This is a genomic window from Streptomyces sp. NPDC001153, assembly GCF_053598315.1.
This window is the reverse complement of the sequence record NZ_JBSFJZ010000024.1, coordinates 101,386-117,681: the sequence shown is the minus strand read 5'-3', so window position 1 is coordinate 117,681 and position 16,296 is coordinate 101,386. Positions and strand designations below refer to the sequence as shown.

Below are 16,296 nucleotides of genomic sequence, written 5' to 3'. Positions count from 1 at the left end.
CCGTGCATTGCCTGCGCATGTCTTCGATATGGCCTTCCCTTGACTGTCCTCCTCTAGGGTCGGAAGCCGCAGTTGCGAACCGGGGGGAGACGACAGCGATGGGCGACGGCAAGGTCCCCGGCAAGGTTCTGGACATCAAGACCGCCGACATCAAGGCAGCGGCACCGGCCTTTCACCAGGGGGCCGTCGATCTGAGCAAGGCCCTGACCACTCTCATCAAGACCCTGGACGGCCTGGGCGAGCCCTGGGGGCACGACGACCAGGGCAACCAGTTCGGCGACGTCTACAAGCCGCACCAGAAGAAGATCGAGAGCGCGGCGGGCATCCTGGTGCTCGGCCTGACGAGCATTCACGAAGCCATGGTCGACATGGCCGACGGACACGTGGACAACGATCAGCTCATCGCCGGCATGTTCACGGAGATAAAGACCCACAAGCAGAGCGACGGTGCCGGTGAGCATTGAGTCCAAAGCCCGCCACATCCTTCTCGACATGGGCCTGTGGTGGCCCGAGGCCGACCCCGACAAGCTACGGGCCGCTGCGAAGGCCTGGCGCGCGTTCGCCCACTCGGTGGATGACGTCCGTTCCCCTGTGCACCGCAGCGCGTCCGGGATCATCCACAACAACACGGGTGAGTCGATCGAGGCGTTCCACAAGTTCTGGGGCCGCTACGCCACCGACCAGCACAGCGGCTGGCTGAGCGACCTCGCGGAGTCCTCGCGGGACATGGCCAACGGGCTGGACAAGTTCGCCGACGGCATCGACGACGCGATCAACAAGCTGTGGACGCGGATAGCCATCGACGCCGCCGTGATCGCGGGTGGCGTGGCCCTGGCCATCATGACCGCGGGCATCGCCTCCGGGGCGGCGGCAGCGGCGGCAGACGCGGTCATCGAGTTCGGCGCCACGATAGGCGTCGGGGTCTCCGCAGTGGTGGCCGACATCATCGGAGGTGCCTTCGCCGGCGTCGCGTTCGGCGGGGTCGAGTCGGTCACCGTCGACCTCGCCGTGGCCCAGCCGCTGCAGATGGCGACGGGTCTGCAGCACGGCTTCAGCCTGGACGAGGTCAACCAGGCCGCCAAGGACGGCATGATCTTCGGCGGCGCGCTCGGGGCGGGCGGCGGCCTGCTGAAGGCGAGCATGGAAGGCGGCCTCGCCGACACCACCCCGCTGCTGCTGCGCCCGCCGTCGCTCCGCCCGGACCTGGTCGATCTGGGCACGGCGGCCCGCAACGCCGACGACACGCCGTGCGTGGGCGAGCCGATCGACGTGGCGACCGGCGCGATGCTGATGACGCAGACGGACCTCACGCTGCCAGGCAGTCTGCCGCTTCAGTTCACGCGCACTCACCTCTCCTCCTACCGGGGTGGCGTCTGCTTCGGCCCGACCTGGATCTCCACCCTGGACGAGTGCCTCCAGATCGACGGTGAGGGCGTCGTCTTCGCCGCTGCCGACGGCATGCGCCTGGTGTACCCGATCCCCGAGCCGGGCGTGCCCACGATGCCGGCCAAGGGCGCCCGCTGGCCCCTGGAGTGGGACGGCAAACCGGACGGCGCGATGACGGTCACCGACCCGTCGACGGGCGTGACCCGCACCTTCGCCGCTCCTGTCCCGTCCCCCTCCTTCGGCGTGTTCCACCTGGCCCTCGATTCCTGGGCCGACCGCAACGGCGACCGCATCGACGTCGAACGCGACGACGAGGGCATCCCGTTCGGCATCCGCCACTCCGGCGGCTACTACGTCGCCGTCGACACCCAGGGCCCCCGCATCACGGCCCTGCGCCTGCTGGACGAGCCGCCATCCCGTTACCGCCCGGGCAGCACAGCCGACGAGGGCACGGTCGTGATGCGGTACGGCTACGACGCCACCGGCAACCTCACCGAGGTCATCAACTCCAGCGGCGAGCCCCTGCGCTTCACCTACGACACAGAGGGCCGCGTCACCCGCTGGACCGACCGCAACGGCACCTGGTTCTCGTACGTCTACGACGACCGCGGCCGCGTGACTCGTACCGAGGGCATCGACGGCATTCTCTCCGGCACCCTGACCTACGACGACACCGCCCGCACGACGACGTACACGGACTCCCAGGGGCATGTCTCGGTCCACCGGTACAACACCGAAGGGTTGGTGGTGGAGGAGACAGACCCTCTGGGCCATGTCACGCGGACCGAGTGGGACGAGTACGGCTCCCGGCCGCTCGCGGTGACGGACCCGCTGGGCTACACCACGCGCTACGCGTACGACGACGCCGGCAACCTCACCGGCCTCAGCCTCCCCGATGGCCAGGAGGCCCAGGCGGAGTACAACGCGCTCGGAGTGCCGACAAAGGTCGTCGAGCCGGGTGGGGCGACCTGGCGGCACACCTACGACGACCGTGGCAATGTGATTGCCACCGTGGACCCGACCGGTGCCGAGACCCACTACGCATACGACAGTTCAGGGCACCTGGCCGCGGTCACAGACGCGCTCGGTCAGACACGGAGGATCGTGTCCAACGCGGCCGGCTTGCCGATCACGCTCAGCGACGAGCTGGGACATGAGACGACCGTGGGCCGCGACTCGTTCGGCCGGATCGTCGCGGTGACCGACCCACTCGGTCACACCACACGCATGGGGTGGACCGTCGAGGGCAAGCCGAAGTGGCACGCGTACCCCGACGGCACGCGCGAATCCTGGACCTGGGACGCCGAAGGCAACCTGATCGCGCACACCGATCTCGCCGGAAACACGACCCAGCAGACGGCTGCACCCTTCGACGTCCCGGCAACCCGCACAGACTCGGACGGCACCCGGTACGGGTTCACATACGACACCGAGTTGCGTCTGACAGGCGTCACCAACCCCGAGGGGCGAACCTGGTCCTACCTCTATGACGAGGCTGGCCGGCTGATCGCGGAGACGGATTTCAACGGGCGCACGCTGACGTACGCGTTTGACGCCGCGGGCAGGCTGATCGCCCGGACCAACGGCGCCGGCGAGGTTCTGCGCTTCACCCGTGACGCGCGCGGCAGGGTCGTGGCCCAGGAAACCGACAGTGGTGAGATCACGACGTACGCGTACACACCGGACGGCAACCTGTGCCGCGCGGCCAACGCGGACGCCCAGGTGGCTCTGGAACGGGACGCGCTGGGGCGGATCCTGTCGGAGACGGTCAACGATCGCACGTCGGTCTTCCGGTACGACGCCCTTGGGCGCCGTACTCGGCGCGTGGCACCATCCGGTCTGGCTTCGGACTGGACGTATGACGCGGCCGGACGACCGGTGCGACTGCGCTCAGCGGCGGGCTCTCTGGACTTTTCGCACGACGCAGCGGGTCGTGAGATCGAGCGCCGGTTCGGCGAGGGAGTGACCCTCACGCAGAGCTGGAACCCGAACGGGCAGATGACCGCGCAGTCTCTGGCCTTCGCCACCGCTGGGACCGATCCGGGCCGCCTCCTCCAGCACCGCACGTACGCCTACCGGGTCGACGGCCATCTCACCGAGATCCGAGAGCTGACTTCGGGTACACGCCGCTTCGGTCTGGACGGCACGGGCCGGGTCACAGAGGTACGGGCCCACGGCTGGACCGAGACCTACGCCTACGACACCACCGGCAAAGTGCGACAGGTGTCGGCACCTGGCCACGGCTCCCCCGGTGAGCGCGCGTTCGAGGGCACGATCGTCCGCCGGGCGGGGCGGACGACGTACGAGCACGACACCCAAGGCCGGCTCATCCGCCGTACGCGCAAACTCCTCAGTGGGAAAACCCATACATGGTCCTACGGCTGGAACGCGGAGGACCGGCTGACCGAGGTGGTCACGCCGAGCGGTGACAGATGGAGGTACACCTACGATCCGCTGGGCCGGCGCATCTCCAAGCACCGTGAGACCGAGGATGGATCACCCGCCGACCGTGTCGAATTCTCCTGGGATGACACCCGTCTGACCGAACAGACGGGCCCGGACGGCAAGGTGACCACGTGGGACTACGAACCGGACACACACCGCCCCGTCACCCAGACCGTTCACACACCGTCGCCTGTCCCCGCGGGAGGCTCCTTCCTCGCGCGACTCGCCGAGGAGACGGGCCCCGAGAGCGCTACGCGTTTTCTCGCAGTCATCACCGACAACGCCGGTTCCCCCATGGAGCTCGTCTCCGAAGAGGGCGAGGTGGTGTGGCAGCGTCGTAGCACGTTGTGGGGCACCCACCTCCCTGCCGGGACCGACGAGCCGGAATCTGTCCTCTGCCCGCTGCGCTTTCCGGGCCAGTACGCCGACACTGAGACAAGCCTGAACTACAACTACTTCCGTTACTACGATCCGGAAGTCGCCCGGTACCTCAGTCCTGACCCGCTGGGGCTCGACGCCGCTCCCGATCACCACGCCTACGTCGACGCGCCGCTGCTGCTGGTCGACCCGCTGGGTCTGAAGTGCGAAGAGGTGGTTCCCACACCCCGGACCGGGGTCAAGGGGCTCATCAAGGACGCTCAGCTCCCCCACACGGGACGCATCCGCTTCGTCCCGGACAAGAGAGTGTCGGTCAGTACGGGCCTGCCCCGTGGCGCTCGGAAGGGTTACATCGACCGGTTCGGTAACGAATGGATCAAGGGACCGTCCAGGACCGCCGGGCAGCCGTTCGAGTGGGATGTTCAGCTGAGCAAACTGGGCAAGGCCAAGATGGGATGGCTCAGCAGGGACGGTAGCCACCTTAATGTGTCCCTCGACGGCGAGATCACCCATAAGTGATGGGAAAGGACTGACTCCAAGATGGCGGACACCCTCCCGTTCTACGGAGAAGTGCGCGTGCTCAGGGCCTCCGACAGACCCGATCTGGAGGGCAAGCTCGGAGGCATCCTTGGCATCACCGAGCCGCCCGACGAAGCGACTCCGCCTGCCTACGCCGTGCTGATCGACGGAGAGGAGGAGGTATACACGTTCCTCCGCGAGGAGATCGAGCCCACGGGGCATATGCGAAAGCAGGAGGACTACTACTGACGGCCGTCGCCGACGTCTGGGCGTCACTGTCTACGACGCGGGTCTGCGGTGATGCCTGAGAGCAGTCTCTTTCCGGAAGACAAGGTGAGAGCCCGGTCCTCGGGTCTTGCGGGGCTGGGCCTCGTTGACCGCGGCGCCGATCAGCCTACGAGCCTCCAGCCGGCGTGGTCGCCCCGAGGGGATGACCACGGCACCGACGGTGGATGCGTGTTCGCGACTCGGTTGATTTTGACGGTCGGCCGATGGTCGGTGGCACCGGGTCAGGAGGGCTTCGAACCGGAATTCAGGGCCGGCAGCCAGCGCTGCGGGCTGCCCTCGGTGCGCAGGAGGGTGCCGACACGCACCGTCTCCCGGATCACGTCGGGCCACGGGCTGCTGTCGGCGATCGCGAGAAGATACCTCGCCGGCTCGTCGGTACCTTTGCGAACGCCACTCCGGATCAGTACGCGCAGGAGCTCGTCGGGGCCTTCCCACGAACCCCCGACGAGTTCCCTCCACTGTTCCGGGGTGGCCCGTTCGACGAGACGGGAGATCGGGCTGTACCAGCGCTGGGCCAGTGTCGTCACCTTGCCCGTCGACAGTGTGCGCAGTCTCCCGGCAGCCGCGTTGACCAACTTCACCGCATCCTGCGGCGAGGCTTCGACGAGGCGTTCGAGGAGCCGTCCGAGCACCGTCACGTCGTCGACCTGCGTAGCCGTTGCCAAGTGGCGCAGTGCGCTGAGACGTGCCTGAGCGACCTGCTCCTGTGTATCGAGCGGGTGGTGGCGGCACACCAGGCCCATCAGGCACCGGCGGGCCACGGCCTGGACGTTCTCGTGCCACCGCTCACCCTGCCCGGTACGCCCCTGCGTGTACTCGGCAGCAGCGAACTCACGTAGGGTCCTCTCTTCCAGTTGCCGCCACTCCGGAGTGTTCAGGGAGCCGTTCGAGCTGTGCTCGACAATCGTCTCGACGAGGAGCAGCGCGGCACTGAGGTGACGTGGATGGTGGCGTCTGTCCAGCATCTCGCAGAGCCGGGCCGGGGTCGGGGGACTGAGGACGCCCCGGGTGATCAGCATGCGGCGCACATGGATGGCCTTCTGGGCGTTCTCGGCACCGTAGTCCCGGGTCCAGGCGAGATCGCACAGTTCCTCGAGCGCCGCGGAATGCCGGCGCAGGACGGTCGTCAGCCGACGGTCGACGTCCGCCCCGCGGTGGTTGAGCACCGCGTTCAGCCAGCCGGGATCCAGCCGGAGATCCACGGATCCTCCAGCGAACAACTCGTCCAGCAGCTCGGGGTGCTGCGGTACGAGTCCCTGCAGAGAGCGGGCGATCCTCTTGTCCGTCTGTGTCACGCCGATGCCCCGGGCAAGACCCCTGACGTTGCCGCTCCTCGCCCGGTCGGTTCGCCACAGCCGCAGTGCTTTTCGCGCGTGCGGGTGCTCTGCCGCCGCGGCGGCGACCAGCAGAATGGCGACGTTCGGGTCGGTGAGCCAGATCCGGCGCAACTCCTCCTCCGTACGGCGCTCGTCGCGGCGGTGAGCTGATCGGTTCGCGGCGTCCTCGGGCCACGCCTCTCCGACCAGCCGGGCCGTGGTGGCCACATCCAGGTCGCGCTTCCAGGTGTCCACGGCAAGCCGGTGCGTGGCGTCGGCGGGGACGGCCCGGTCGTGTGCCCGCAGCCTCCGGGCCAACCAGCTGCGGACGGCTTTCGTGGCGGCCGGCTCCGGCCCGGGAACACGGCGGGACGGATTGTCGCCGCCGATCGTGTCGGCGGTCTCCTGCGTGGCGGTCAGCAGAGGCAGGAGCAGACACGTGGAGAGCAAATTCAGCGATGCGGGCCTTGTGACCTCCTCCAGCACCCCGAGCAAGTGGCGGACCTCATCGGGGGATGTCTGGAGCGCCAGCTGCGCCACAGCACGTACTTGTGCGTACGACATGAACGCCTCGGGACGCCGGGCCGCGGACCTCAGGACGGCGTCCAGAGCCGGCTGCCGGCCGTTGGCCAGCCAGCTGCTCGCCATCAACCGTCCCAGTGCCGCCTGGACCTGAACACCGTTCTTGTTGCCCTGGAGGTCCTGACCCCAACGGTGGCGCACGACGTGCCGGACCGCGGGATAGGGCCGCTCCGGCCAGTCCTGCCGCCGCGCGGCCAGCCGCAGACAACGGGCCATCGGAGCCAGGTCGCGGTGCGGATCCGTCATCACCATGCGCAGCCGATGCCACACCCAGTCGGGGCGCTTGGGCGCCAGCGCCTCCAGGACCCCGAGGAAGTTGTACATCTCGGAGTTGTGCAGGGTCAGCAACCAGGCCCACACGCATTGCCGGGGATCACAGCGCGTGCCCCGGCAGGGGCCCTTGCCGGACGCGGAGGACGGGCAGGTCCGGTCGAGGACCGTGATCACGCTCTCCGGCAGGAGCTCGGCGAACCATGTCAGAGCGATGAGCACCGGCTGTCTCAGCTCGTCATGACCACCGCGCCACAGCCCCAGCAGCTCGTCGACGATCCGCTCGCGGTCCTGGTGACAGGTCGTCGGCAGCGCCTGCAGGTAGATCCTGGCCAGGGCGGGACTCAGCGTGGCGATCACCGGTGTGAAATGACGGCGCAATGCGGCATCGGGCGCCGGGAGCCGGGCGTAGACCCGCACCTGCATGGCTCGCAACCCATGGAGCTCCGGTGAGTCGTCGTCCCAGGTGTCGGCGAGCGTGCTGGTCAGCAGAGCCGTGCACGCCCGGGCGGCACGGCCGCCGGCCCGGCCGGCCTGGATGAGCGCTTGCTCGGCGACGGCGAGCCGGAACTGATCGTCGGGATGCTCCTTCAGCCAGCCGAGCAGCTCGCTGAGCGGAGACGGGCTGTCGGACGCGGCAGTCCGGCAGAGCCGGCGGCCGGCCGCGTACTCGAACAAGGTCTGATGGAAGTACGAGTAGCGCTCCGTGGCGCCGGCACCCTGGCGTTCGACCACACCTCGTGCCACGAGCCCCTGCAGGCTTCGTGTCGGTTCAGGGATCCGGGAGGAGGCAGGTGAACCGTTGCCCAGCTCCGTGGCCGACAGCTCGACCCTGCCCTCCTCCAGCATCAACTGGGCCAGTTCCTCGCCGGCCTCGGAGAGATCGGGCGGCGGCACCGTGCCGGTCCGGAGGGCGTCCCCCGCCCGCTGGTCCTGGCGGACGCGGTGGGTCCAGTAGAGGTCGTAGAGGGTCGCGGTGTCGATCTCCTCCACCAGGGGCGGCTTGGGGGCGAACGTCTCGAACAGCATGCGCAGGGTCAGGGGAGCCGCGCACACCTCGCGCATCGGCAGCCCTTGTACCGCCGCCTTGGTGACGGTACGGCACACCTCGTCCACGGAGACCTCGGGCTCTCCCTCGTAGAAGTACCGCGCGTGAGACCGGATGGCCTCTTCCTGCTCGCGTGGACTGTACGGGCCGAGTCTGTGCTGCTGGAGGTGGAAGTCCCTCACGTACGGTTCCAGGACGTCCCACTCCCGCTCCCTGCAGGTCATCAGGACCGGCACCGAGTTCTCCGCGGCGATCGTGAGCAGTTCCTGGAGCAGAACGAGGCCTGCCGTGTCGGAGACCAGCAGGTCCGCGGTGTCGAAGAGGAATACCGCGGGACCCGGCAGGAAGCGGCAGGCGGCGCGCACCGTCTCCAGGGTGAGTCCGGCACCGGATGCCGTGTTCCAGAGGTCGCCGGCCCGCAGAAAGTAGGGCCGCGGGCCTGCCGGGTCCGCCGCGAACACGCGATGGAGCCGCCACAGCAGCGTCGTCTTCCCGGTGCCGGGCTCCCCTTTCACGCACGCCGAGCGGCCCTTGCCGAGCAGGTCGAGCAGGTCACGTTCCAGGTCCCTGGGGACGGCGAGCGCCGCCAGGTCCAGGGGCTGGGCGTGGGTGCCTGAAGCACCCTGGTGTCCCGCGGCGACGACGGCGGTGCGGCTGTACGCCTCCAGCCGGCGCAGTTCCTCGGACCGGCCCGTGGCCGCACCCCTGGAGACGGACGCGGCCTGCGCCGTGCTGTCCGCCGGCCCCGTGTCCGTGTCCTTCGTGGACCGCTGATCCAGCGGAGCTGGTGTGCGGGACGGCACTCGCGGGCCGGCCGGTACCGGCGCGGTGATCGGCACTCCACCGGGGCTCGGGCGGTCCTCCAACCACCTCAACAGCTCACCGCCGGCGTGCGCCGCCAGCCTGAAATACCACCACCGTCCGCCATCGCCCAGGTTCTCGTAGGTGCTGAACCGCAGGCCGGTCGCGACCAGAGAGAACAGGAACTGCGGGATCCACACGTCGTACAGGCCGCCCTTGGAGACGTCGCCGCAGGTCTCCCGCACCGCCCGCACGAGGTCGCTGGCCGCCGGGGTGATCCGGCGCAGGTATCTCTCGTGGGGGCGCACCAGATGGCGCAGCAGGGCGTCGCCTTCGTCCGTCGGCTGCGCCCGGGCCGTCGGTGCCAGGGCGGACAGGAGCAGCATCGCCACGTCCCGCGACAGCGGCGCGTTGTCGGAGAACGTCGCCAGGTCGATGAGCTGGAACTCCTCGAACCGGGCCCTGCCTTCCCGAAACGGCACCAGTACGTTGTGCAGGTGGAGGTCGCCGTGCGCCCGTCCCCGTACGACGTCGAGCTCCGGGCGCCCGGTGTCTCCGGTGGCGAGCGCCAGAGGGTTCGGCAGGTCCAGGCCGTCGACGCGGATCCACGGCGTGTCCGCTTCCAAGCCCCCGATCCGCGAGCCGTAGGCGAGTGCCGAGCCACCGCTGGAGACGAGCGCGCCGAGTTCCTCGCGCAGCAGCTCGCCGACGGGCCGGCAGTCGGACGTCCCGCCGCCCGGGCCCTTGTTCCACTCCGTCAGCAGCCATTTCGTCAGATGGGCGCAGCCGGCGGGCAGTTCGTTCCTTTCCAGGGCCGCCATGGCGCGCACCTCGCGCAGGCTGCCGGTCGCGGGCGACTGGAACGTCAGCATGCGGCCGTCCTGCACCGGCCAGGACCAGGGCAGCGGCTTGGTCACATGGTCCTTCGCCGTCTCATGGGCATCCGCGTGGTTGCGCCCCTCGTCCTCCTGGCCGGGGGCGGACACCTTGACCACCACGACGCCGGGCGTGGGCCTGACCACCACCGCGGTCAGCAGGGCCCCACTGGCGCTCTGGCCCAACGGCTGCCACAGGGGCTTGAAGGGCCGGACAGAGCGGCCATGCACTCCCTTGCGGGCCCAGGCGACCAGCGCCTTGGACGCCAGCTCGTCGTCGAACAGATATTCAAGGCCGTCCGCGTTCTCCACCTTGCTTTCCCTTGATCCGTGTCCCGTCCGCGGGGCGATGTGAGATCCAGTTCCCAACGCCGCGGCATCAGCCCGGCTGGGGCGTCCGGTGGGCGACCAGACTTCGCATGTCGTCCATGGCGGCCTGGAAATCGGCCCGGTCCGTGCTCTTGAAGCGCCGGAAGAACCAGTCCGGCACGCGGGTGTACCGCTGCCGGGACTGGAAGATCACGTCCTGCACCTGCCTGGCGAAAGCCAGCAGTGCGCTCGTCTCACCGCCTGCGGCGACCCTGGCCTGAAGAAGTTCCATCACCCGCTCCCGTTCCCCGGCGACCTGCCACTGGGTACGGCACACCTCCAGGCCCATCATCGCCGCGCCGAGCGAAGGCACGTACCACAGCAGCACGAGGTCGAGCACGTTCATACGCGTCGACAGACCGACCACGAGCCCCGCGCCCAGCCAGAACAGGACCGCTGTCAGCACCGTGCGGGCATAGCGGCGGCGGACTCGGGCGCCCCATCCGAGGTTCTGCAGCTGGCAGGCAAGCACCTCGTAAGGATGCGGCAGTTCAGGAATCTCGTAGTAGTCGCGCAGCTCGGCCTCGTCACCCGAGAAGCGTCGGCTGAGGCTGTTGATCAGCTGCGCCGCGGGCGGGGAGCCTGCCATCGCGCTGTTCCACTCCAGGTGGAACAGCCTGACATCGAACGACTCCTGCAGCAGTGCCGCGCGACGGGCCTCGCTGCTCTCCCAGTGCGTGAGGCCGATCGAGTACGCCACCGCCCACACCCCGCCCAGCACCGTCACGGACGCGCTGAGACCTGGGAGGAAGATGATGACGAGCCCGGCGACGGCCAGCAGCACCGATACGCCCATGCGCGCGTTGGCCAGACGCTGGGCCCTGCGATGGGATGCCGTCATGGCCCGCAGCCGGTGCAGGGCCGCCTCGTCGTTCTGTTCCGACAGGATGCGGGAGCCCCCGAGCGGCTCGCTGCCCATGACGTTCCCCCCTCGTCTTCGGCCGTGCCCTTACTCTGCCCGCTGGTCCGTGTCGTGTACACAGGTGCTTCGGCCCACCGCGTGGCAACAGAGGCCGAGTTGATCCCCCGTGGCCGTACCCGGAGCGACCGGCCGCCGCTCTCGGCAGTGCCACAATGGATCCGGTCGACGCGCGGCTGGTCGTGTCCGTCGTGTCGAGGTCTCAGTGCGGGGGAGATGATGACCGAGCTTGCCGAGCTGATCACCTGCCTGGGGGACGAGCAGGCGGCACGGGCGTTGCTCCGCTGGGCCGACGACCTCGGGACGACGGTCAAGCCGGTCAGCCCGCGCTGGAAACCGTCGGGGAAGGGCTACACGGGCGCCGCGCTCGCGGCGGTGACGGTGATCCCGGGGACGGGAATCGTGGTCGTCAAACTGTGTCCCGACGCTCAGCGCGCCGAACACGCTGCCCACGAACGCGCCCGGCGCGCCTCCCGGGACTTCGCCGAGCGGCACCTGACCGAGCCGGCCTACCCGCCGTATCCCGTGGGCGACGGACGGCTGCTGACGTTCCAGAACCCCGCCGGCGGCAGCCTGCGGGGTGTGGAGACGATGGCCCGCCTGGACGGAAACGATCTGATGTCCGCCTTCCGCGCGGTGGCCACGGGACTGGTGATCGACTGGAACGGGGGAGTCGAGGACCGGCAGGCCGAGGACGTCTCCCTCTCCGGGTTCCTGCGGGAGGAACTCGGCGAGTTGCTCGCGGACGGCGGTGAGGCCCGGGCCCACGCCGCCGGGATCGACGCGCTCCTGTTGGACGGGTCGCGGGGGGCCTGGATCGATGTCGACGGCACAGTCGTACCGAACCCGCTGCTCATGGCCCTGGGAAACCGTCGGCTGCCCGATCCGCGGTTCAGGGTGGTGCGCGGTGCGGCACACTCCGACCTGCACCTGCAGAACGTCATGGTGCCCTTCCGCAGAGGAACGCTGTGCCCCGACGCCTACCGGCTCATCGACCTGGCGGACTTCGCAGAGGCGGCCCCCCTGACACGGGACCTGGCGACGTTGAAGCTCTCGGTCCTGGCCGACAAGGTGCCCGTCGACCTCGAAGCCGACCAGGAACGCACGCTGCTGGCCTATGTGGTCAATCCCCAGGACGCCCATGTCGCCCATCTCGTCCCCCGGCTGACACAGCTCCTGGACGGCATGCACAGCGCCTGCGCCGGGGTCGTCCCGGACAACTGGCGGGATCTGTGGGCGGATCAGCTGCTGCTGTCCGTCCTGGCCACGGCGTTGCGCTTCACCACGTACGAGAACCTGGGTGACATCCGCAGGTGGCGGTTCTTCCGCCTGGCGGCCTACGCCGGCAAGGAGTTACTGGCACGCCACGACGTGGCACCGCCAGTCACCGCACTGCGAGTCGTACCGCCGCCCTCGGCGGCCGTTGTGGCCGCGCCCGCCGACCCCCGCCGCGAACGCGTCCCGATGACCATCCCGGCCTCCGACCGGCCTCTCGTGGATGCGCCGAGGCCCAGGGCCATGCCGCACATGGCTCCCGCGGTCCCCTCACATTTCGTCGAACGGCTCGAAGAGGGCGACGACTTGCTGAGATCGTTGCTGAAGGCGGCCGCAGCGGAGGCGCGGGCCGGAGCCGCCGACACGGCTCTCGCCGTCGGTCTGTCCTCGTCCGTCACCGGGGTCCACGGCACCGGCGGCTTCGGCAAGACCACACTGGCCGCGTGGGCCTGCCATCACCCGGACGTGCTGGCGGCCTTCCCCGACGGGGTGCTGTGGGTACAGCTCGGCCGGGACGTGCCGCGGCAGCGGATCATCACCGTGGCACGCGATCTGGTCAGACTGCTCACCGGCGCCGAACCCCCGGCCTACGCCACCGTGGAGGCGGCCGGTGTCGACCTGGGCGCCGCACTGGACGGACGGCGCGTCCTGCTGGTCGTGGACGACGTGTGGCGCCGGGAAGACCTGGAGCCGTTCCTGCGCGGCGGCAGCGGCTGCGTGCGGCTGGTGACCACCCGCAGCCGCGGGATCCTGGACCCGTCGGCGCCGCTGGTCCGCATCGACCGGATGTCCTTCGCCCAGTCGCTGAGCCTGCTGACGGCGGGGATCGACGGGACCGAGAACACCACCGTACTGCCGCTGTTCGAGCGCTCCGGCCGTTGGCCGCTCGCCCTGCGCCTGCTCAACGGCGTCCTGCGCAGCATGGTGCAGCGCCTCGGCATGAACCTGGCGGACGCCGTGCGGGAGATGGCCGACGACCTCGACCACCGCGGACTGCAGGAAACGCTCGACGAGTACGCCGACCCGCACACCCGCACCGTGGAAGCCACCGTCGACCTCAGCCTCGAGGAACTCGCCCGGATCCCGCGCACCGGCCGCAACTCCCTGGCCCGGCTGCTGGCCATGGCCTGCTTCCCGGAGGACCAGCACATCCCGTACCGCTGGCTGGCCCGGCTCTGGCACGTCACCGAACTGACCGCGCGACGCGAGTGCGCCCGCCTGGACGACCACTTCCTGCTGGCCCAGTTCGACGCGGACGGCGTACGGCTGCACGACGTCATCCGGGACGTCCTGCAGCGCCGCGACCCGCGTACCGTACGGCAGGCGCATCGCACCCTGCTGGACGCCCACGCGCCGCTGTGCGCCGGAACGGGCTGGCACGCCCTGGCCGGGCCGGACGCCGACCCCGAGTTCCTGGACAACGTCACCTACCACCTGGCGGCGGCCGGTGACGGCATCGGCCTGAACCACACCACCACCGACTTCCGGTTCCTGGTCGCCCGGGTCTGGCGCAGCGGCCCCACGGCCCTGGAAGCGGAAGCGGGCCGCCGCAGCCGGGTCTTCCTGCCTCTTGGCAGGGATTCCTTCGCGAGGGAACTGGGTCTGCTGGTCTACGGGGAGGCACACCTGCTGGCCGGACACGCGCGGCGTGTCGACCTCGCCGTCACCCTGTACAGCCGCTGTCTGGCAGCACGGGAGGTGATGGCGCGGCTGCACCACACGCATGAGGCCCTGGCCGGAAGACTGGTCGCGAAAGCACCCTTTCCCGACGGTCCCGACGGGCGGCTGTGGCGGGTGCTGACCGGCCACACGGGTGCCGTGCACGCCCTTTGCTGGCGGCCGGACGGTCGGCTGCTGGCCACCGGCAGCGCCGACGGCACGGTACGGATCCACCGGGTCGAGGAGGACGGGGAACCGGACCTGGTGGTGGACGCGGCGGGCGGCGGAGCGGTGACCGGCCTGGCGTGGAGCCCCGACGTGGTGTCCCTGGCCGTGGGCACCGACCGGGGCGAGGTGCTGCTGGTGGACCCGTCGGAGGGACGGATCATGCGGCGGCTGGACCTCGGCGGCGATGACCGTCCCCCTGTCCAGGTTGCCTTCGCCCCCGACTCCGGGGCCGTGGCCGTGGCGTGCGGGAGAGACGTACGGCTCTGGCACGCGCCGTTCACCGAGGACAGTCTGGGACCACCGCTGGCCGGCCGGCGCGAGGCCACCTGCACGGTACTGGGCTGGCACCGCCGGGGCGGGCTGGCGGCCGGGCTCGCCGACGGCAGGGTCCACCGGTGGAGGGGGGAGCCGGAGGGTGAACCGGCGGTGCTCGACACCGGTCAGTCCGTGGTCCAGGCCCTGGACTGGCACCCGGACGGGAACATGCTGGCCGTCGCCGGGCACTCGGCGGAGGTGACGCTCATCGACTGCGCCGGTGCCGACGCCACGGCCCGGGTCTTCGGCGACGAACCCAGCGGCGCCGCTTGGCTGCGGTCGCTGGCGTGGACGCCGTCCGGGGACACCCTGCTCACGGGCGACAACGACGGCACCGTCTTCGTGTGGAAGGTCTCCTGGTGGGGGAGCACCCCTCGCCTGCAGCTCACCGACAGCTTCTCCGCCCGTGGCGTCCAGGTGAAGGCGATCGCTCCGCATCCGCAGGAGCACAGGATCGCCGTCGGCACCCGGCAACCCGTGGTACGTCTGTGGACCCCCGACCAGCAGGATGATCCGGACACCGGGCTGGCCGGCCGGGTGAACACCGTGGCCTGGTCCTCACGGAGTGCCCTGGCCGCGGGGAACACGGGCGGTCAGCTCATGGCGACCGAGGCCGGTCTCGCGGACCTCCCCGTCTGGTCGCGGTACGCCGTGTACGCGCACGACGGCGATCTGCGGAGTGTGTCCTGGGCACCGGACGGACGGCGTCTGCTGAGCGTCGGCGACGACGGCCGACTGCTGCTGTGGGACGCCGAAGGACACGAGAGGGTCCGCGTCCTGGCCCGGACGCTGACCTACCCGGGCGCCGTCGCATGGAGTCCCGACGGCCGCTGGGTGGCCGCCGGGGACAACAGCGACGTGCTGCTGTGGCGGACGGCGGACTGGCAGCGGGTCGGCAGCATTTCGGTGGGCGCCAGTGTCAACGCTCTGGCGTTCGCACCCGGCGGGTCACAACTGACCGCGGCCACCACGTCCATGGAACTCCGCGTGGTTCATCTCGACGAGGCCGGTCGGCCCACGGGGACGGTCGGGGAGTGGGACGGCCACGTCGGTTCGATCGGTGCGGTGTCCTGGTCACCCGACGGCCGGCACCTGGCCACCGGTGGGTACGACGGTTACACGCTGTTGTGGGATACGGGGACCCGACTGCCTCGCTGCGTGCTCGAAGGCGACGGGACGGCGGTGTGGGGCGTGGCCTTGTCCAGGGACGGAAGCCGTTTGGTCGCCGTCACGATGGGAGGCTCCGCCTTCCTGTGGGACACCGAATCGGAGGCCCAAGTGTGCCGACTGCGTGTCGACAATCACCTGTCCTCCTGCTCCTTCCACCCGCACGACGACCGCGTCCTGCTCGGCGGCTCGGCCGGCCTCTACTTGTGCAGCATCCTCCGATGAGCTTTCCGGACCGCCTCGCCCACCAGGGCGAAGTGACCTCCCTCATGGGTGACAGCTACCGCATGCGCGGCTGCGGTCTCGGACGGGTTCCCGCGGCCCCGGCAAGGTGAGCACGGCTCCACCGGCCGGGCAGTCCCTCACTGTCCGTGTTCACCGCGCGATGCGCTGGTGTGGGCGAAGGGACCCCCGGTGTTATTCAATGAGGTGTGCCGTCGGGGATCTCGGGGCCCC

Annotated in this window: 6 protein-coding genes; 4 read left to right on the top strand and 2 right to left on the bottom strand. The window is 69.8% G+C overall.

Features of this window, described 5'->3' with window-relative positions:
• The first annotated feature begins 98 nt into the window (after positions 1-98).
• Genes ACWDEN_RS26490 through ACWDEN_RS26480 form a run of 3 tightly spaced genes read left to right on the top strand, consistent with a single transcriptional unit; the run spans position 99 to position 4,977 of the window.
• Positions 99-464, top strand: a complete 366-nt coding sequence (locus tag ACWDEN_RS26490; protein ID WP_351610285.1) for a hypothetical protein — start codon at positions 99-101, stop codon at positions 462-464.
• The gene (locus ACWDEN_RS26485) at positions 448-4,728 is read left to right on the top strand and encodes a polymorphic toxin type 17 domain-containing protein (RefSeq protein ID WP_450860271.1); all 4,281 of its coding nucleotides are present in this window, start codon (positions 448-450) and stop codon (positions 4,726-4,728) included. Before ACWDEN_RS26490 ends, ACWDEN_RS26485 begins: the two co-directional genes overlap by 17 nt.
• Before the next feature lie 21 nt (positions 4,729-4,749).
• Positions 4,750-4,977, top strand: coding sequence for a hypothetical protein (locus ACWDEN_RS26480; protein ID WP_228617260.1), 228 nt, complete (start codon positions 4,750-4,752; stop codon positions 4,975-4,977).
• Between the two features lie 260 nt (positions 4,978-5,237).
• Here the strand turns inward: ACWDEN_RS26480 and ACWDEN_RS26475 are convergent, their stop codons facing one another.
• Positions 5,238-10,220 carry a hypothetical protein gene (locus tag ACWDEN_RS26475; RefSeq protein WP_351610290.1) on the bottom strand — a complete coding sequence of 1,661 codons (4,983 nt, stop codon included), beginning with the start codon at positions 10,218-10,220 and terminating at the stop codon, positions 5,238-5,240.
• 67 nt (positions 10,221-10,287) lie between these two features.
• Positions 10,288-11,196: an S-4TM family putative pore-forming effector gene (locus tag ACWDEN_RS26470; RefSeq protein WP_351610293.1), complete on the bottom strand. Its 909-nt coding sequence runs from the start codon at positions 11,194-11,196 to the stop codon at positions 10,288-10,290.
• Positions 11,197-11,412: 216 nt separating this feature from the next.
• On the opposite strand from ACWDEN_RS26470, the gene ACWDEN_RS26465 reads away from it, so the two are divergent.
• Positions 11,413-16,065, top strand: coding sequence for a WD40 domain-containing protein (locus ACWDEN_RS26465; RefSeq protein WP_450860270.1), 4,653 nt, complete (start codon positions 11,413-11,415; stop codon positions 16,063-16,065).
• The last annotated feature ends 231 nt before the right edge of the window (positions 16,066-16,296 follow it).